16 protein-coding genes are annotated in these 18,510 nt (G+C 46.1%); 8 read left to right on the forward strand and 8 right to left on the reverse strand.

What is annotated here, in order from left to right; genetic code table 11:
* Nucleotides 1-217: 217 nt before the first annotated feature.
* On the forward strand, nucleotides 218-2,149 hold the full coding sequence (locus AABA75_RS02450; protein ID WP_338290858.1) for an alpha-amylase family protein: 1,932 nt from the start codon (nucleotides 218-220) through the stop codon (nucleotides 2,147-2,149).
* Nucleotides 2,150-2,235: 86 nt separating this feature from the next.
* A complete protein-coding gene (locus AABA75_RS02455) occupies nucleotides 2,236-3,843 on the forward strand; it encodes a methyl-accepting chemotaxis protein (protein ID WP_338290860.1) in 1,608 nt (535 codons plus the stop codon).
* On the opposite strand, the gene AABA75_RS02460 is transcribed toward AABA75_RS02455, so the two are convergent.
* Nucleotides 3,840-4,889, reverse strand: coding sequence for a LacI family DNA-binding transcriptional regulator (locus AABA75_RS02460; protein ID WP_338290862.1), 1,050 nt, complete (start codon nucleotides 4,887-4,889; stop codon nucleotides 3,840-3,842). The two genes, AABA75_RS02455 and AABA75_RS02460, sit on opposite strands and share 4 nt — an antisense overlap.
* A 132-nt stretch (nucleotides 4,890-5,021) precedes the next feature.
* On the opposite strand from AABA75_RS02460, the gene AABA75_RS02465 reads away from it, so the two are divergent.
* The 4 genes from AABA75_RS02465 to AABA75_RS02480 all read left to right on the forward strand — a co-directional run bounded on the left by AABA75_RS02465 (nucleotide 5,022) and on the right by AABA75_RS02480 (nucleotide 9,712).
* On the forward strand, nucleotides 5,022-6,293 hold the full coding sequence (locus tag AABA75_RS02465) for an Nramp family divalent metal transporter (RefSeq protein WP_338290863.1): 1,272 nt from the start codon (nucleotides 5,022-5,024) through the stop codon (nucleotides 6,291-6,293).
* 134 nt (nucleotides 6,294-6,427) lie between these two features.
* A complete protein-coding gene (locus tag AABA75_RS02470; protein WP_338290865.1) occupies nucleotides 6,428-7,549 on the forward strand; it encodes an S-(hydroxymethyl)glutathione dehydrogenase/class III alcohol dehydrogenase in 1,122 nt (373 codons plus the stop codon).
* Nucleotides 7,550-7,594: 45 nt separating this feature from the next.
* A complete protein-coding gene (gene fghA, locus AABA75_RS02475; RefSeq protein ID WP_338290867.1) occupies nucleotides 7,595-8,428 on the forward strand; it encodes an S-formylglutathione hydrolase in 834 nt (277 codons plus the stop codon).
* Nucleotides 8,429-8,506: 78 nt separating this feature from the next.
* Nucleotides 8,507-9,712 (forward strand): multidrug effflux MFS transporter, encoded by a 1,206-nt coding sequence (locus AABA75_RS02480; RefSeq protein WP_338290869.1) that lies wholly within the window; start codon nucleotides 8,507-8,509, stop codon nucleotides 9,710-9,712.
* 9 nt (nucleotides 9,713-9,721) lie between these two features.
* Here AABA75_RS02480 and AABA75_RS02485 read toward each other — a convergent pair whose 3' ends face one another.
* Complete coding sequence (locus tag AABA75_RS02485; protein ID WP_338290870.1) at nucleotides 9,722-10,045, reverse strand: hypothetical protein; 324 nt, start codon at nucleotides 10,043-10,045, stop codon at nucleotides 9,722-9,724.
* 247 nt (nucleotides 10,046-10,292) lie between these two features.
* Between AABA75_RS02485 and AABA75_RS02490 the strand changes: the two genes are divergently transcribed.
* Nucleotides 10,293-11,540, forward strand: coding sequence for a CaiB/BaiF CoA transferase family protein (locus tag AABA75_RS02490; RefSeq protein ID WP_338290872.1), 1,248 nt, complete (start codon nucleotides 10,293-10,295; stop codon nucleotides 11,538-11,540).
* A 15-nt stretch (nucleotides 11,541-11,555) separates the two neighbouring features.
* On the opposite strand, the gene AABA75_RS02495 is transcribed toward AABA75_RS02490, so the two are convergent.
* From AABA75_RS02495 to AABA75_RS02505, 3 genes are all read right to left on the reverse strand, one after another.
* Nucleotides 11,556-12,383 carry a hypothetical protein gene (locus tag AABA75_RS02495; protein WP_338290874.1) on the reverse strand — a complete coding sequence of 276 codons (828 nt, stop codon included), beginning with the start codon at nucleotides 12,381-12,383 and terminating at the stop codon, nucleotides 11,556-11,558.
* A gap of 63 nt (nucleotides 12,384-12,446) precedes the next feature.
* Nucleotides 12,447-15,485 carry a response regulator gene (locus tag AABA75_RS02500; RefSeq protein ID WP_338290875.1) on the reverse strand — a complete coding sequence of 1,013 codons (3,039 nt, stop codon included), beginning with the start codon at nucleotides 15,483-15,485 and terminating at the stop codon, nucleotides 12,447-12,449.
* A gap of 96 nt (nucleotides 15,486-15,581) precedes the next feature.
* Nucleotides 15,582-16,187 carry a tRNA-uridine aminocarboxypropyltransferase gene (locus AABA75_RS02505; RefSeq protein WP_338290876.1) on the reverse strand — a complete coding sequence of 202 codons (606 nt, stop codon included), beginning with the start codon at nucleotides 16,185-16,187 and terminating at the stop codon, nucleotides 15,582-15,584.
* Nucleotides 16,188-16,189: 2 nt separating this feature from the next.
* Between AABA75_RS02505 and AABA75_RS02510 the strand changes: the two genes are divergently transcribed.
* Entirely contained in the window at nucleotides 16,190-16,528 is a 339-nt protein-coding gene (locus AABA75_RS02510) for an MGMT family protein (protein ID WP_338290877.1), read from the forward strand.
* A gap of 19 nt (nucleotides 16,529-16,547) precedes the next feature.
* On the opposite strand, the gene AABA75_RS02515 is transcribed toward AABA75_RS02510, so the two are convergent.
* The 3 genes from AABA75_RS02515 to AABA75_RS02525 form a co-directional block, all read right to left on the reverse strand.
* Nucleotides 16,548-16,709 carry a hypothetical protein gene (locus AABA75_RS02515; RefSeq protein ID WP_338290878.1) on the reverse strand — a complete coding sequence of 54 codons (162 nt, stop codon included), beginning with the start codon at nucleotides 16,707-16,709 and terminating at the stop codon, nucleotides 16,548-16,550.
* A 190-nt stretch (nucleotides 16,710-16,899) separates the two neighbouring features.
* Nucleotides 16,900-18,150, reverse strand: coding sequence for an RNA polymerase sigma factor (locus AABA75_RS02520; RefSeq protein WP_338290879.1), 1,251 nt, complete (start codon nucleotides 18,148-18,150; stop codon nucleotides 16,900-16,902).
* 1 nt (nucleotide 18,151) lies between these two features.
* The gene (locus AABA75_RS02525) at nucleotides 18,152-18,502 is read right to left on the reverse strand and encodes a YciI family protein (RefSeq protein ID WP_338290881.1); all 351 of its coding nucleotides are present in this window, start codon (nucleotides 18,500-18,502) and stop codon (nucleotides 18,152-18,154) included.
* Nucleotides 18,503-18,510: the final 8 nt, after the last annotated feature.

Here is an 18,510-nt window from a genome sequence, read left to right on the forward strand (position 1 = left end):
TGTAGAAATAGCATAGTGTGTGTCTTCAAAATTGCTTAAGTTTGTGGGTCAAAAACACAACACTTGACCTGGCAACTTAAACGATTAAGATTAAGTTAACAGATCAATTAACAAATGTAAAACCCATGTTAACGAAAAATTCACAGGGCCTATTGCAATAGATTGTTTATTGATGTCATTATGTAGATGTTAAAACTTAAACGGTTAAGGTGTGATCGTGGAAAATGTTGAAAAAGCAGCGAAGTTAAGCTTGTCGAGAATAGATTATAGTGCTGAGTTAAAAGGACTCTCTGACCAGGAGAAAAAGGTCTTTGTGCAGCGTCTTGAGCAAAACTTTGCAGGGTTATTTACCCTGTATCATCAAATCTATGGTGCGCAATACGACTTTTTCTATCACTTGCAGCAACTTGTTTTGGTATTAGCCAGCGGTTATAAATCTCGTTCTGCGGCCCTTAAAAAGCTGGATCTAGAGCGCCAGAAAAATCCCCATTGGTACCTGAGTGAGGACATGTTGGGTATGGCCTGCTATGTGGATTTATTTGCTGGCGATCTGAAAAAATTGCGCCAGCGCATTCCTTATCTGAAACAATTGGGCATCACCTATCTGCACTTGATGCCCTTGTATTCATCACCAGAAGGAGATAGTGATGGCGGCTATGCCGTGTCTGATTATCGCAAGGTGGATCCTAAACTAGGCAGCACCAAAGACTTAAAAGCGCTTGCGCAAGAACTCGATAAAGCGGGTATCAGTCTGGTGTTAGATTTTGTCTTTAATCACACATCTGATGAGCATGAGTGGGCGAAATTGGCAAAATCAGGTGACGAAAAGTACCAGCAGTTTTATTACATGTTCAATGAGCGACATAAAGTGGATGCTTATGAGCAACATTTGCGAGAGATTTTTCCACAGGTGAGGCGCGGTAATTTTAGCTGCAATGAAGAAACCCAGACATGGGTATGGACTACCTTCAACAGTTTTCAATGGGATCTCAATTACAGTAATCCTGAGGTATTCAATGCCATAACTGATGAGATGCTGTATCTCGCCAACTTGGGCTGTGGCGGTTTGCGGCTCGATGCCTTGGCTTTTATCTGGAAAGAATTAGGTACGAATTGTGAAAACCAGCCTAAGGCACATGCTTTAATTCAGGCCTTTAACGCTTGTTTGAAAATTTCAGCGCCGGCAGTGGTATTTAAATCAGAAGCCATTGTTCATCCCGATGAAGTGAATAAATACATTGCTCCAGAGGAGTGCCAACTATCCTACAACCCGTTGTTAATGGCGTTGCTGTGGAATAGCCTGGCAACCCGTAAAACCCGTTTGTTAACCGCCTCAATGCAGAAAAGTTTTAGTATTGACCCCCACTGCGCATGGGTGAACTATGTGCGCTGTCATGATGACATTGGCTGGACATTCGATGATGCCGTGGCCGGACAGTTGGGCATTAATGGACATGACCATCGCTACTTTTTGAATCAATTTTATGTAGACCGATTCGAAGGTAGCTTTGCTAAAGGAGTGGCTTTTCAGGAAAACCCTTCCAATGGTGATTGCCGGGTTTGTGGCTCCTTAGCCAGCCTGGCGGGCCTTGAAAAGGCGCTGGAATCCGGTGATGAACACGCCATACAAACAGCAATTGATCGCATTTTGTTGTTACACAGTGTCATCTTGAGTATTGGCGGCATTCCGTTGCTGTTCTCCGGAGATGAATTGGGCCTGTTAAATGACTACAGCTATGAGCAGGATAACAGCAAAGCCCACGACGCCCGTTGGGTAAACCGCATTGCGTTGACCGATCAAGACATAGAAGCAGCTCAAGACAGCAGTACAGTGAGCCATCGTATCTTGCAAGGTATTAGTCAAATGGTGCAGATCCGCAAATCCCTGCCAGTGTTCGGTGTGGCCAGAACAGAAATACTGGAATCAGGTAACCAGCACGTGTTTGTTTATAAACGCATTAATGAGCACGGGGATGAGTTGTTAGCATTGGTTAACTTTAGTGAGTATGCGCAGAGCGTGAATAGCCAGTATCTGTATCAGGGAGAGGGCAAAACTTATCGCGACTTGTTAGCGGATAACGCTGAGCAAAAAGTGAACTGCTGGCTAAACCTCGAACCTTATCAGGTAATGTGGCTCAAGCTAGAGTGATAAAATTACCGGTTTGCTAAGTTGTGTAAAATTAATATATCTACTTTGTTTCTACGACCAAAAGTGACGAGCTTTGCTTCATAATCATGACTATCTTGACAGATAACTTAGGTACTAAATTATCTGTAATTGAGGTTGGGGTTTTGGGCAGAAGGAATCAGCAAGTCAACAACAAAGAAGTCACGTTTGGCGCAGATGAGGAATTGGTGTCTACCACCGATTTGAGAGGTGTTATTACCTACGCGAATCAAGCGTTTTGCCACGTTGCAGGTTATAGTTCATCAGAGCTGGTAGGCAGTAACCATAATATGGTCAGACACCCTGATATGCCCAAAGCCGCATTTGCAGATATGTGGGAGCACTTGAAACGCGATGAACCCTGGCGAGGAGCGGTGAAAAATCGATGTAAAGACGGTGGATATTATTGGGTAGATGCATTTGTCACGCCGATTTACGAACAGGGCAAAAAGACCGGCTATCAATCCGTTCGCCGTGTTTTATCGCCTAAATATAGAGCCCGAGCTGAGAGGTGTTACGCGGCAATTAATCTTGGTAAATCTCCTGGAAATCAAGCTGCGGAGTTATTCCGAAAATTTAATATTCCTCTGTATACCGTTTCGGGATTGTTAGTATGGTGGGCAAGTACTTTCAGTAATTGGCTCGCAGGGTTTTTTCTCATTTTACCCTTTGTCTTTTTTTACTCTGAATTGTTCGAAGTTCGAGGCTTCACCCAAAAACTGAAAGATCACTATGACAGCGTGTCGCGGCTGGTTTTTTCTGGTTCCGGTAGTTTGAGCATTGCAGACTTTCACATAAAGATGTTAGAGGGCAAAGTCACGACGATTGTAGGCCGAATAGGTGATAGTACTGAAAGTCTTAAGGCTGGGGCTGGCACGTTATTAAACGCTTCTACACAAGCAAAAACGGGAGCGCAGAGTCAAACCGCCGAAATGCACCGGGTAGCTACTGCGGTAGAGCAGATGGTAACGACAATTGATGAAGTCGCAAAAAACACCACTGATACTAACCAAAAAGTGCAGCTTGCTCACCAAGATTGTGAGGGCGCTTCAAATGCAATGACCCATACGTTAAAAGAGGTGTCTGCTCTTGCGGCAGAAGTGGAACGTTCAGCCTCATCCGCTCATGAGCTGGCCGAAGAAGCGGAAAAAATAGGGGGGATCATGCAAGAAATTCAAGGTATCGCGGATCAAACCAACTTGCTTGCACTAAATGCCGCTATTGAAGCCGCCCGAGCCGGAGAGCATGGTCGAGGATTTTCCGTGGTTGCAGACGAAGTGAGAGCGCTATCTAGTAGAACGCATAATGCTACCGAACAGATCCAAACCTCTATTTCAGAAATTCAAACAACGCTGCTTAATTGGTCAAAAACCATGGAAGGTGGTAAAGTCGCGGCGGAAAATTGTGTCACAGAAACCCAAGAAACTCAAAATCTTGTGGCGAAGGTTTACCAAGCTATCTCTGATATTTCTGATCTGGCTACTCAAATATCAACGGCCGCAGAAGAGCAAAGTGTTGTGGCACAGGAGATCAGTCGCAACATTGTTAATGTTAATGATGCGTCTTCTGGGAATCTGGAGCAAGCTGAAATTGTTGAGGTAGAATCTAAAGCTCTGCAAGAAAGGGCGGAAAAATTGGCTTCATTGAGCCTTTCATTCAACGTGAAATCAAGTTAGTCCCCGGAACTTTGACGCACCATCAGGCGGGTTTCCATTAATCGATTTTTCTGCTGGTTTTGCTCAAACAGGGCTTTAGCTGCCATGCGTCCTTTTTCAATGCTTTGCTGACATACAGTGGTTAAAGCCGGCACGGTACGACTTGCCTCCGGGATATCATCAAACCCCACAATACGCAGTTCTTCTGGTACTTTGATTTTTAGCGATTGTGCCACTCTTAACACGCCCAACGCCAGAACGTCGCTCATACACAAAATCACGTTGGGGCGAGGGGTAATGGTCAACGCTTCATAGGCGGCTTTTTCTGCCATTTCCGGGGTGTTCATAGGCGTATGCCAAACCATGTGTGGCGGCAGTTCAGCGGATTTTTCCTTACAAGCGTCCATATAACCTTGTAAGCGGTTGAAGGCGATAATTTCCTGACAATCATCCCTGAGGTCCGCTTTTTCCAAGCGGCAAACACGGTCTGAGCTGATCAAGCGCAAACTGACTACGGCAACTCTGTCGTTACCATCCCTGATAACGTGATTGGCCACATCTTTTGCAGCTGAGCGGTTATTGATATTAAGTGAGGGTACAGTGCCTTTTTCAAAGTCGACCGCGATAAGGGGTTTACCGCTGCGACTAATTCGTTCGAAGGCATCGCCTTTAGGTGCACCATAAAAAATAAAGCCGTCTGGTAGTGACTCGGCACTGCTTTGTTCCTTTGAAGCCAGTCGGCTACTCAGTAACAATAACTGTCTTTTCTGTTCCGATAGTATTTCTGACACGCCTTGTAAAAATTGGCTGGCAACCGGATCGGAAAAGGAATAACTCAGGGTATCGGCCAATACCACGGCTACCACATCGGTTTTGCCTTTGCGCAGCGAGCGCGCGGCCAGGTTCGGACCGTGATACCCCAGCTCTGCGGTTTCCTTTAAGATGCGCTGCCTGAGAGACTCTGAAAGCTGGTCCGGGCGATTAAAAGCGTTAGATACGGTTGCGGTAGAGACCCCCAGTATTTTTGACACTTCTTTAAGATTGAGCGCTTTTTTATTGGCTGGCATGAATAGACTTAAACGATTTTGACCGCAGAATTCTCCCTTAATGCAAACAAAATGTCCATGTTGTAAGAGGAGATCGTATTTCGAATTTATCTGTGTCAGGATGCTATCATTGCTGAAAAAACTAACATGGTCATGCGCAACTTTATTTCATTACTCGGACCCGGACTGGTTTTTGCCGCCACCAGTATCGGTGTCTCTCACGTTGTACAATCTACTCGCGCCGGCGCCGATTTTGGTTATGCGCTGGTGGCTATCATTATTCTGGCACACGTGATCAAGTTGCCCTTTTTCCAGGCGGGTCCAAGATATGCGGCCGCAACAGGGGAAAACTTGTTAGATGCCTATCTCCGCTTGGGGAAAGGCTATTACATTTCCGTGGTATTGCTCACCTTTGCCACCATGTTCATTATTCAAGCGGCCGTTACGATTGTGGCTGCAGGTGTATTAGCCAATATATTGCCTTTCGGATGGAGCATTGGAGTTTGGTCGCTAGTGGTATTGCTCGCCAGCATGTTATTGCTGATCACGGGCGGGTATCGACTCCTGAAAAATTTGATGAAAGCCATGATGCTGGTTTTTCTGGTGTTATGTGTTACCACTTTGTGCGCATCTTTGCTGTCAGACAGACCTGAGCAACTTGCCACAGCCCCGCAACTGTTAAGCGTCTCTAGTATTGCCTTTATTGTGGCCCTCGTGGGTTGGATGCCTACAGCCATCGAAGTCTCCATCTGGCATTCGTTTTGGGTGGTAGAGCAGCAAAAGCTGGATGAGGTGAATGCCAGTCAGTTAAATTCTTCTGGCACAGCTCCCATAGCTTCAAAGGTAAAAATCCGATTGCTGGATTTTAATATTGGTTATCTGTTTTGTTGTTTATTGGCGCTACTGTTTGTGGCTTTGGGGGCGCAAGTGTTGTTTGGACGCGGCATTCCTTTGCAAGACAGTGCTATTGGCTTTAGTGCGCAACTAATTGCCATATTCACCGACATTTTAGGTCCCTGGAGTAAACCCGTAGTTTCCGGGTTGATATTCATTGCCATGTTCTCCACCTGTATTGCAGTGGCGGATGGGTTTAGCCAGGTGATAACTCGAATTGCCGAACAACAATTTAATCTTGATGGTAGTAAGCACAAACTTGCTTATCATTTGTGTATTCCCGTTATCGGTATCGGTGGTCTTGCTATCATCCTGCTGTTTGCCGGTCAGTTAACGTCTTTGGTGGATTTTGCCACGACGGTATCGTTCTTGTCGGCTCCCTGGTTTGCCTGGTTAAACATGAAATCACTGACTTTACCCAATATGCCAGTCGCAAGCCGAGTGACATCAGGGTATAATATTTACACTCAATGTTGTCTCGCCTGTCTTTCCGCCTTTGCCATTTTTTATCTTGCATGGCGATTATTTTGATCTTCTCACGAACAGGTGGGTAACAAAAAAGTCATAGCAATGCCATCGTTGGTATATACAATTAAAAAGCTTTGCTTTACCAAGAGTTTTGATTTTGAGAACCCCGGTAAAGATCTCACAAGAAGGAAAGTGTCATGACCAATACCATAAAATCTCGCGCTGCCGTAGCCTGGGGGCCGGGCAAGCCAATGACTATCGAAGAAGTTGACGTTATGCCGCCCAAAGCGGGTGAGGTATTGGTGCGCATTTTAGCCAGTGGCGTGTGTCATACTGATGCGTTTACGCTATCAGGTGATGATCCTGAGGGCATATTCCCCGCTATTTTAGGTCATGAGGGAGGCGGTATCGTTGAGCAAGTGGGCGAGGGCGTAACCAGTGTCGTGCCCGGTGACCATGTCATTCCACTGTACACGCCTGAGTGCGGTGAGTGTAAATTCTGCACTTCGGGTAAAACCAATTTATGCCAAAAGATCCGCACAACCCAGGGCAAGGGATTGATGCCAGATGGCACCACGCGCTTTTCCATCAATGGCGAACCCATCTATCACTACATGGGCTGCTCAACCTTTTCTGAATACACTGTTTTACCTGAAATTTCGCTGGCCAAAGTCAATAAGGCAGCGCCACTGGAAGAAGTATGCCTGTTGGGTTGCGGTGTTACCACAGGTATGGGGGCGGTACTCAATACTGCCAAGGTTCAGGAAGGGGACACTGTGGCAATCTTTGGTTTGGGCGGCATTGGGTTGTCGGCGGTTATTGGTGCGGTAATGGCTAAAGCCAGTCGCATCATCGCTATTGACATCAATGAGTCTAAGTTTGAACTGGCTAAAAAACTGGGCGCAACTGACTGTATCAATCCAAAAAATTACGACAAGCCCATTCAAGAGGTGATAGTGGAACTCACCGATGGTGGTGTGGACTTCTCCTTTGAGTGCATTGGCAACGTAGATGTAATGCGCAGTGCACTAGAGTGTTGTCATAAAGGTTGGGGCGAATCGGTGATCATCGGCGTTGCAGGGGCCGGACAAGAGATCTCCACCCGCCCATTTCAGTTGGTGACAGGCCGAGTGTGGCGAGGTACTGCTTTTGGTGGGGTGAAAGGTCGTTCGCAGTTACCCGGTATTGTGGAGCAATATTTGGCGGGGGAAATTCCGTTAAATGATTTTATTACTCACACACTTTCGCTGGATGAGATAAACAAAGCGTTTGACCTGATGCATGAAGGTAAGAGCATTCGCACGGTGATTCATTTTTAACGGTATTGAATACTACTAAGTTGCAGAATAACAGGAGTGGCGGTTATGAAGTGTCTTTCTGAAACCACAGTGTTTGGTGGAACCTTGTCTCGCTATGAGCATGTGGCCGTTGCCACTCGCTGTAAAATGCGTTTTGCTATCTATCAACCTCCTCAAGCGTTAAAGGGGGCGAAATGCCCGGTGGTTTATTGGCTGTCAGGACTTACCTGCAACGAAGATAATTTTATGCAAAAGGCGGGGGCTCAGCGCATCGCCGCTGAGCTTGGTGTGATATTGATAGCGCCAGACACCTCTCCCAGAGGTGAGTCGGTACCGGATGTGGATTACTATGATTTTGGTCAAGGCGCGGGCTTTTACGTGAATGCCACACAAGCACCGTGGAATACCCATTATCGTATGTATGATTATGTGGCCAAAGAACTTCCAGAACTGGTGCAATCGTACTTTCCTTGTAATGGTCGGCAAAGCATAATGGGCCATTCGATGGGCGGCCATGGAGCACTGGTTATCGGATTGCGCAATCAACAACAATATTGCAGTATCTCGGCATTTAGCCCCATATCTAACCCCATGGATTGCCCTTGGGGAATAAAAGCCTTCACTGGTTATTTGGGGGAAGACCCGGCTGATTGGTGTGAATATGATGCCGCCTACTTGCTTGGACAAAATGGCAGTGAACTCCCCATTTTGATTGACCAAGGGTTAGCTGACGAGTTTCTGGAAGAACAACTTAAACCAGAGAACTTATGGCACGTGGCGGAAGAAAAGGCTGTGCCGTTGCAGTATCATGGCCACGAGTCTTATGATCATAGCTATTATTTTATTGCCACATTCATTGAAAAACATTTGTTGTTTCATGCCCGGCATTTTGGCGACTAGCGCCGATTAACCAGATTCGGAACCCGATTCCTGTTAGTTGGGCCCGTCTTAATATTCATTCAGCAAGGAAATTCGAGATTGGACAAACAATCCTTGGGTAAGGGCGAGTTTATTGCGCTCTTTGCTCTGTTGATGTCGTTGACGGCGTTAACCATAGATGCCATGTTGCCTGCGCTTCCTGATATAACGCGCGATTTACGCATCGAAAATAGTAACAACGTGCAGCTGGTGATTAGCTTGTTTATCCTGGGTACAGTGTTTGGCGAGCTACTATTTGGTGCATTTGCTGATGCCTTTGGGCGTAAGAAAACGGTGGTAGCGGGAGTAGCAATATACCTATGCGGGACAGTTATTGCGATTTTTGCCACGAGCCTTTGGCTGCTCTTGTTGGGAAGAGTGTTACAAGGTTTTGGTATTTCCGGTAGTAAAATTGGTTCTCGAGCTTTGATCAGAGATCTCTACAAAGGCGAGCAAATGGCTCAAATCATGTCGGTGATCATGGTGTTGTTCATCTTAGTGCCCATGATGGCGCCTTTTTTGGGCCAGCTGGTAATGCTGCACTTTGGCTGGCGTGCAATATTTGTGGCCTTTCTGATCTTCGCCCTGGTTGTGGTGACTTGGTTTGTTATCAGACAACCGGAAACATTGACACTGGAAAAGCGCATTCCATTGTCCTTCAGCAACATTCTTAATTCCCTGAAGTTGATACTGAGACATCGCAGGGTGATGTCCTATTGCCTGGTTACCGGATTTACGTTCGGTGCCATGCTGGTGTATTTGAGCACTTCACAAGCCATGTTCGAGGATTTTTACGATGTGGTTGAGGATTTCCCACTATACTTCGCCCTTTTAGCTGCGGGCGTAGGCGCCTCAGCACTGATAAACAGCAAAATCGTGGTGTTATATGGTATGCACCGCGTATCTGTATGGGCATTGTTGGGTATTGCCGCTGGTAGCTTATTACTGCTTTTGGTTACCTGGTTAAATCAAGGTATACCGCCTATGCCCCTGTTTTTAGCATGCTTCATGCTGATTTTATTCTTCATGGGATTCATTTTTGGCAACATCAATGCCATGTCTATGGAGTGGTTAGGGGGCATGGCAGGCATTGGTAACTCTATAGTGGGCTCGCTATCCAGCTTAACTGCTGTAGGCCTGGCGGTTTTAGTGGGACGTTTTTATGATGGCAATGCTTATCCGGTGGCTTTGTGCTTTTTTATCGTTGCGCTATTCAGTCTATGGCTTTTGAGATATGCGCGGCGCTCTCCGGCAATATCGCTGTAAAACACTGACTCAGTTGAACTTTGAAGACAATTGCTGTGGGGTACTAGTCATGATGCCTAAGGACATTTTGGGTTCTTCAAGGAGTTTGATGCAAAATCCTTGTCTGGCAATTGACTGACGAGTTTCATATTCTGCCAGTTCTGAATATTGATAAGAATAGGGTTTAATAGGAATTGTGCTGTCAGAGTCGCGCTTGCGGTTATTGCGGCTCATCCAGGCATCAGAAATAACGGACACCAAAGTCGGACTTGTGTCAGCCTGGACCCGCAATTCATGCGTTTCCTGGTGTCCCCCTGAATTGATCACCATTAAATGGTATACATCCACAATCATCTTTGTTTTTCTTGTTGTCTTTTTTCTTCTTCTTAGTAAGGATCTTTGACAGCCGCCCTGGAACGTTTGTCATGCCTTCCTTGCAGTCGTGGACTCATGCGTGGGCATATACAAGGAAGTCAGCAAACTATGCCGCAAATGTGCAGGAAATATGGAAAATTTAACATTTCTGTAACTTTTACAGTTGTTTGCTTGAAAAATGCACAATGTGACAGTTTTTTTTAGGGATTTTGATAGGAAAACGACAATGAATAAAGACACAACAAACCAGTATATCAGACCGTTAGAAGGTATCAGGGTGATTGAGTTTGGGCAATTGCTCGCGGGCCCATTTGCAGGTTGTATTTTGGGCTATTTCGGTGCCGAAGTGATAAAAATTGAACCACCAGAGGGGGGGGATCCGATCCGTGGTTGGCGTGAGGTGGAAAATGGCACTTCGTTTTGGTGGCGTAGTATTGGTCGCAATAAAAAGTCAGTGACTTTGGATCTCAAACAACAGGCTGGCAGAGATATCGCTAAGCGGCTGGTGCAAAAAGCGGATGTGGTAATCGAAAATTTTCGGCCGGGTGTGATGGAGAATTGGGGGCTAGGTCCGGAGGAAATGAAAGCCAGCAATCCAGGGCTGGTTTATGCACGTATCTCAGGCTTTGGTCAAACCGGGCCTTACTCAAAAAAGCCGGGGTTTGCCTCTGTGTGCGAGGGTATTAGTGGTTTTCGCTATCTAAATGGTCACCCCGGAGATGTTCCTGTACGTCCCAATTTGAGTATCGGAGATACCATATCTGGTATCCATGCAGCGTTGGGAATCGCGCTGGCCATTATTCAGCGACAAAAAGATCCTGCCCACCAAGGGCAAGTGGTAGATGTGGCACTCTATGAGTCGATGTTTAATCTGCTGGAGGCGGTAATACCTGAGTATTCTGGTGCGGGTGTAGTACGTGAAGCATCTGGTACAACGGTTACCGGCATAGTGCCCACCAATACCTACACCTGTCAGGATGGCAAGCATGTGGTAATTGGCGGTAATGGCGATTCTATTTTCAAGCGACTGATGCAGGCTGCAAAGCGCGAAGATTTAGCACAGGATCCCAGGCTTAGTAGCAACGCAGGACGAGTTGAGCACGAAGCTGAAATTGATGAAGTATTGGCTAAATGGTGTGCTACCTTGCCTGCCGATTCCATATTGAATGTGCTGGCAGAATATCGAGTACCCGCTGGCCCCATATATAACGTTGAAGATATGATGCAAGATCGCCATTTTAACGAGCGCGGTTTATTCGAAACCGTCGAAATCGATGGCAAACCGTTAAAAATACCCGCTATTTTACCCAAATTACAAGATTCCCCCGGAAAAACAGATTGGCCCGGTGGCAAGGTTGGCCAACACAATCATCAGGTTCTGACCGAGTTATTGGCATTAGATGAATCGGAACTGAGCGAATTAATGCAAACCGGGGCGTTAGGTTCTAACCCTCTTATGGAGAAGCAGCAATAGTGTGATGAGTGCTGACTAATTTTGATAGGCCAGTTGGTCGTATTTCTCTAATAGCCGACTGAAGTGTTGGCCTTTAATTACAGCTGCCTGGTCCCAAATTTGACTCACCAGTTGCTGCTGTTGTTGCCAGAAATCTTGACTAAACAGTAAATAGCCGTACTGGTTTACCAGAGGTGGAGAGTGGGCAATAAAATTTAAGGGCTGCTCTTTGTTTTGATAAAGAAAATAACCTCCTGACTGGCAGTGAGTGACCGCGCCTTCAGCCAGCGATTTTTGTAGCAGGTTCAAAGCGGATTTCGATGAATTGGTCTTAACGAAGGGAATATCGTGTTTTTCCAGAACCGAGACAACGGTATAACCTTGAGGAACGGCTACAGGTTTAGCTGGATGCATATTAAATTGTGCGCCATCCCAAGTTAATAACGAGTCTCGGTGGGTGAACAGGCAGTAGCGAGTGGCTGCGATGGCTCGAGTTGCGTCTGGTAAACCATTTTTCATGGGATAGACACCAATCTTAGTTCTTTCATCTTGATAACCCGCGATGACAAGCTCAGATGTGTTTTTAGCGAGTTGATTCAGGCAACGCTGCCAAGGGACACGTTCAAATTCGATGCGTACTTGTGGCATTGCCGCGTCTAGTAGCTGCAGCATTTCAATCATAACACCGGGGTTCTCAGCAGGTGGCTTAAGTCCGGTTCCAGTATAAAAAGGCGTGAGTTCTTGCTCCTCATAACACATACGCAAGGTGGTGATATTAGTGCTTGTTTCTGCTTGTGCATTAGCACCAGCCCAAACCGCGCATATCACCAGCAGTTTTATAATGTGTAGGTAAACCCAACCCATTACTTTTTTGCCATCCCAAATGAAACTTTATTAAAGCATAGTTCAATGTGGCAAAAACTCAGTTTAAAAGTGATGATTTGCCAAATCAGATTTCAGGTGATCTACCTCAAGCCATATAGCTTTTTCGATGACGCTGAATTGCGCTGCCTCACTTGTGGGTTTTTGTACCAGACTCAAGAGTTCTTGCAGCTCCTCTTGCAGCCGAGTCCAGCCGAGTTTAGAGGCTTTAGGAAGTATTCTATTCAGGTAAAGGCGAGCAATATTGTTCTCGCCACGAGCAAGACAGGAGAAAATCTGCTCCAATTCATCTTTGAGTCGATTGATGAAATTTTGTAGTTCTGACAGCAATAATTCTATGTCCATATCACAACTCACAACACCTCGGGGAATATCCACACTTGATACATTGCAAATCAGATTGGTTAAAGACATCGCCTCGATATAGGTTGTTTGTGCTTTTTCCTGTTCTTGTTCTTTAAGTAATTGTTCTAAAAGTGCGAATTTATCGCCTAACAAGCCGAAACCAAAAGAGCCCGCGGCACCTTTTATGCGATGGGCAATTTCTTCCGCTTTTTGTAAATCCCCGGCAGACCAACAGTGCTCTAAATCAACCGCCTGTTGTAGCAGATCAGCATGATAATCTCGCACTAAGCCGAGCATTTCATCGTTGGAAAACAAACTTTCTGTACTCCCTTTGGCGTTCAGATATTTACTGAGTGTGGCAATAAAGTCCTGTCTGACAATGGGTTTGGCCAGATGATCATTAAAACCTTTGCTCAGATACGACTCAATTTCATGTTTCATATTGTTTGCCGTTAACGCAATAATCGGCAGTTCATAGCCATAGCTACGCAACTGTTCAGTCGCTTCGTCTCCCTTCATTCTTGGCATTTGTATATCCATCAGAATGAGATCGTATTCCTGTTCTAGTACTTTTTGCAAGGCAATATCACCATCTTCTGCTTCAACGACGGTAACATTCATGCGATTCAGTATTATTTTGATCAAATCGCGGTTATTGGGGTGATCGTCTACTAATAGTACTTTGGCACCAGAAAAATCCGGTACATCAGAAGTGTCCTGAGGGGACGCTACCACAGAATCGTCTATCGCTGCGATAGTATGCAGCATCTCACTGGTTGCCGTTGGGGGAGCGGCAATATTGACGGTAAAACCGGAGCCTTTTCCGGGGATACTTTTAGCCGATATATCCCCTCCTAATCCTTGGGCCAGGCGGCGGGAAATACTGAGCCCTAGTCCCGTTCCACCAAATTGACGTGCGATGGAGGCGCCGCCTTGCTCAAAGGGATCAAAAACGGCGGCAAGCTTTTCCTCAGACATGCCCACACCGGTGTCCTCAACACTGACTGAGAGTTTGTTTTCTAACCATGCGACATTGACGGTAACGCTCCCCAATTCGGTAAACTTGATGGCGTTATTGCTCAAGTTGAGTAAGATTTGACGGAATCGGTAAGGATCGGTGACCACTTCAGAGGGCAATGGAAAATGATAGTGCAGGGCAAAGTCCAGACCTTTGTCTCTGGCGCGTTTAGCCATGACTCCCTCAACTTGCGCTAATACCTCAAGCACGGAGCAAGGTTGCATCTCATATTCGAGTTTATCCGCCTCGATTTTACTGATGTCCAGAATGTCACTAATAATGTGCAGTAGATGGTTACCATTCTCAGCGATGACCCTGAGCACTCTTTCTTGCTCATCGCGGTTGATATCGCCTTGTAATATGCCTTCAGCGTAGCCAATGATTGCTGTTAAAGGCGTTCTGATTTCGTGGCTCATATTGGCAAGGAAGTGACTTTTGGCACTACTGGCTTCCTGCAGCTCACTGATGAGATGCTCAAGCGCAACATTGGCTTCGGCCAACGCCTCGGTGCGCTCATAGACTTTTTGTTCAAGACTACTGGCCAGGCGTCGATTTTCACCGGTTATCAGACTCACTTTAGCCGCCAGGGCCAGAGACAGTAAAATACAGCCCGTTGTACTGGATAGCAGGCCGATAAAATTGATGCTTACCGCGATATGGATTTCAGGTAACAGAAATGCCAATGTCCACAATATTGATTGGATGGCAAAGGCACAATAGGCGAAAACAAAGAAGCGCGATGGATGATAACCCCGTCGCCAGCCGATGATACCAGCACCAATACTGGTGATAATCACTATGGAAACTGTGGCGTAAACCACCAGTATGCCTGAGTAGGGCGCGAAAGCGGTGATGGGTACTAAGACGAAACAGAGCCAGAAAAACAGCATCAGGGTACTGTCTAGTCGACTTGAAATACTATTCAAATCAAGAAAGTCGCGAGTGAATAAAATCGAAAATGCCGCACTGATTAAAAAGGGAGGTAAAAGCCAATACTCTGGCAATATCAGAAAAAAGAGCTTGATGATGCCGATAATATTAGCCCACGCAAAAGCCAGCACTGCGGAACAAAGGGTAAAATACAGATAGGCTTTGGCTCGACTGGCATAATACAAAAACAGATTGTAGACGCTTAAGGCAATCAACATACCCAAAGCTAATACCTGGATTACTGATTTACTTTTTAGTTTTTCATCCACTTCTGTTGCGCTAAACAGATTAACTTTAACCGGTGCCAAATAAAAATCGCTATCGAAAACCAATAACAAAGTCCCTGTCACACCTGTTGGAATATCAATGTAGCTGCCTTGTTGTAGAGCAATTTCAGAGGTGTGGTGCAATCCACTCGTTCCCGTCTGTAGACCGTCTTTTTGGTAAAAGTACACAGACACAGTCTCTGCCACTGGGCTAAAAGGATTAATAAACCAACGGGTGTGTTGTGTCGTGTTTAATAGTTTTGTTGCTGCCACCAGACGATCTTCAGCCGCCTGAGGCGTTTCAAGTGCGGACAGGCTGTTTAACCAGCTCATTAGCTGCGCCCGGGAGTTGGGTAATTCAGATGATTCCAGTTGGAAGTAAGTCAGGTCTTCCACGGGTAACACATTAGAAGTGTGGCTCAACTCAAAGGTGTTCAGTTCTGTGTTTGCCAAAGTGAACGGCACATAGCAGAGGTAGCCAATAAGCAGCAATCCATAAATGATTTGACGTTGAAGTTGAGCCAAATTATTAATCCTTTAAACTTAAAATAGTGCGTAGCAATTTGCGAGCTACAACATTTGTAACGGCAAGCAATTAGATTATAGAAAACATTCTCCAAATTAGTTATGGCGCGGTTGAATATTTTCGAAATGTAGCTGGAATCGATGTAGCAAATCTAACAGCGGTGTTACGTCAGTGCAGCTACTTAAGCTGCAGGCAACGGCCTCAAGAGTGGATAGTTGGTGATCCGCATGATTTTTGCGAATACGATATTGTGCATCTGAAATGTTGCTTAGTCGGTAACATGGCATCGAGTGTAACCAAGGGTTAAGATGCCAGATTTTACGGGCTTTGCGCCACGTGGCGTCAATAAAGAGCAATCGGGTGGTGGGCAATGGCGGGTTAGTTCCTGTTTGTATTGCGCTGTCATGGGCGGGATAAATACAGCCCCAGGCTTGTGGCTCCTGCGCTATTTTGGCTTTTAAATAAGCAAAGTCAGACTCCGATTCTCCCGGCCAAATTATAGTTTGCGGTAAAAGCTGTTTTACTAAGCGAGCCGTGTTTTTACTGTGGTTCTGCTCCAGCGGGTGTTGTAGGATGTGTAGTTCACCGGAATAGTGCATTGGCTTGGTTTCTGCCACTAATTGGCAAATACAGGCTTTTTCCGGCAGTTGGCAGGTTGAACAGACGCTTCGTGGCATAACCAGACAGAATTTTACAGTCAAAAATGAATCCAGTTTACGCCAGAATCTGGCAAACCACATTACAAATTCCCGCTGGTAGTGTCGCTAGCTACGGTCAGATTGCTGATCTTTCCGGTTTGCCGGGACGTGCCCGATTAGTGGGAAAAGCCATGGGATTGGCACCGAAAACGATGCAAGTACCGTGGTTTAGAGTGTTGCGTGCAGACGGTAAAATCGCTTTTCCTGCAGGTAGTGAGCTGGCGGAAAAGCAGAAAGGCCAACTGCAGGAAGAGGGCGTTGTGGTGCTGAACAACAGGGTGAAACTGCGAGAGTTTCAATGGCAACCGGATCTCAGTGAATTGCTATTTAAGCTGAGTTACTAGACCTGACAGGTAAGAAAGCTTAGTGCTCCTGCACATCACGTATTATTACAGCCAACTGATCTACCGTGACATCGGAGGGACATAACCCTTTACTCACCAACTCTGAATGCACCTTGTCAGGATGATTTTGCCAGTCCTCCTGAGCATTGCGCTTTATATACTTACCAAGTTGTTTTTGCATACTTCTGGTTAAACAAGACATACTACTATTTCCACTGAATACTACTTTGCAGCTGACTATCCGGGCTTTTGTAACCCTTTGCTATTGTGTTATCGACTACAGGACTTACATACTTTAACGACTGAGATACCCCTTTTAATCCACACAGACAAAGCAGCGCTATAAATCCGCAATGAAATACATGCAAAATTTATTGTTCTGCAAGGATTTGTTTTATTTTTTCAGCCTGGCGGCAAAAATGGGACTGTTCTTGAGGGTGATTACTGTGGGCTTCGGCTTGCAAATAACTGGCGTGAGCAGCCTTTAAATCACCTGCCCGTTGATGAAGGTCGGCTTGCAATGCATAAAAGGGTGCGTAGCTGGCAAGGGCTCCGCTTTTTTCTAATACAGTCAATTGTCTCATTGCCTCTGCAACGTTACGGGACATGCTGATGGCATAAATACTATTGAGTTTGACGACAGGGGAGTTGTCCAGGGCAATATGTACTCTGTATAAAGCTTCAATTTCTGCCCAGTCGGTGCTTTGCCACGAAGTACTGTGACAGTGCATGCCTTGTATGGCTGCTTGTATTTGATATACACCGAGGGCTTGCCGAGCCATAGCCCGTTGCAATAGCCGCTCGGCCTCTGCTATCAGTGAAGCCTGCCACAAAGCTCGGTTTTGTTCTGAGAGTGGTACAATCTGGTGCTTAGAGTCGTATCTGGCAGATTGCCGGGATTGGTGGAATAACATTAGGGCCAGCATGCCTTCTACCTCGGCCTGGTAAGGTAACAGGCTATCGAGTCGTTTCACCAGGTTCATGGCATTGCCGGCGAGATCAAGTGGGTCCGACTGTTGGTTTACTCCGGCATTAAACATCAGGTAAAGGGTTTTTAAAACAGCATTGAGTCGCTCTGCAAGATGCCTGGACTCTGGAATGACAAAAGGAATTGCTGCCTGCTTTATTTTCCGTTTGGCTCGGGTAAGACGCTGTTCCAGTGTCGTTTGGCTTAGTAACAGGGCCTGAGCTATTTGTTCCGTGCTCAAGCCTGCAACAATACTCAGGGTCAGTGCCACCTGTTTATCAAAATCCAATGCGGGATGACAGCAAGTAAATATCAGCTTCAACTGCTCGTCGCCATAGTGGATGTCTGCCATGTCCTCATCGGCTATATCGTCGTCAACGGCAAGAGCTTTGATTAGCACGGCTTTATCCGTTGCCATTTTTTTATGGCGGTAACTATCAATAAATTTGTTGCGTGCCGTGCGTTTGAACCAGGCTGGCGGGTTTTCAGGAGGGCTGGTTTGCCAATGTTGCATAGCCAATAAGAACGTCTCATGCCAGATTTCCTGAGCTAACTCTAAATCCTGCGCCAAGCTCATGATATAAGCCAGTATGGGTTGCGAATACTGGCGGTATAGATGCTCTAGCGAGAGAGTTGTAGTGTCGTTGTTTGCCACGTTAGTCCTGATAAAATAACGGGCGCACTTCTACCGTGCCATATTCGGCACTGGGGATCATGGCTGCTACCTCTGTGGCGTGATCCAGGTCGCGACAATCCACCAGGAAAAATCCGCCAAGTTGTTCCTTGGTCTCTGCAAACGGCCCATCGGAGATCAGCGTTTCCCCGTTGCGCACTTGCACACTGGTGGCGGTCTCGACGGGGGCCAGCCTGCGTCCATCAAGATACACTCCTTGTTTTTGCAGATCTTCAGCGACGGCGATATAGCGGCTAACCAAGGCGTCATCCCAGCCTTGTGGTTGCGCCTGCTCCCAAGTTTCGTTGGCATAAATCATTAGCAAGTATTTCATTTATTGCA

This window comes from Planctobacterium marinum, assembly GCF_036322805.1.
GTDB lineage: Bacteria > Pseudomonadota > Gammaproteobacteria > Enterobacterales > Alteromonadaceae > Planctobacterium > Planctobacterium marinum_A.

Excerpts from the sequence above, each read along its gene's own strand:
- AABA75_RS02485 (WP_338290870.1), bottom strand. The coding sequence starts at position 10,045 with ATGATTGTGGATGTATACCATTTAATGGTGATCAATTCAGGGGGACAC.
- fghA (WP_338290867.1), top strand. The coding sequence starts at position 7,595 with ATGAAGTGTCTTTCTGAAACCACAGTGTTTGGTGGAACCTTGTCTCGC.
- AABA75_RS02460 (WP_338290862.1), bottom strand. The coding sequence starts at position 4,889 with ATGCCAGCCAATAAAAAAGCGCTCAATCTTAAAGAAGTGTCAAAAATA.
- AABA75_RS02465 (WP_338290863.1), top strand. The coding sequence starts at position 5,022 with ATGCGCAACTTTATTTCATTACTCGGACCCGGACTGGTTTTTGCCGCC.
- AABA75_RS02510 (WP_338290877.1), top strand. The coding sequence starts at position 16,190 with ATGAATCCAGTTTACGCCAGAATCTGGCAAACCACATTACAAATTCCC.
- AABA75_RS02525 (WP_338290881.1), bottom strand. The coding sequence starts at position 18,502 with ATGAAATACTTGCTAATGATTTATGCCAACGAAACTTGGGAGCAGGCG.
- AABA75_RS02515 (WP_338290878.1), bottom strand. The coding sequence starts at position 16,709 with ATGCAAAAACAACTTGGTAAGTATATAAAGCGCAATGCTCAGGAGGAC.
- AABA75_RS02495 (WP_338290874.1), bottom strand. The coding sequence starts at position 12,383 with ATGGGTTGGGTTTACCTACACATTATAAAACTGCTGGTGATATGCGCG.
- AABA75_RS02470 (WP_338290865.1), top strand. The coding sequence starts at position 6,428 with ATGACCAATACCATAAAATCTCGCGCTGCCGTAGCCTGGGGGCCGGGC.
- AABA75_RS02455 (WP_338290860.1), top strand. The coding sequence starts at position 2,236 with ATGACTATCTTGACAGATAACTTAGGTACTAAATTATCTGTAATTGAG.
- AABA75_RS02490 (WP_338290872.1), top strand. The coding sequence starts at position 10,293 with ATGAATAAAGACACAACAAACCAGTATATCAGACCGTTAGAAGGTATC.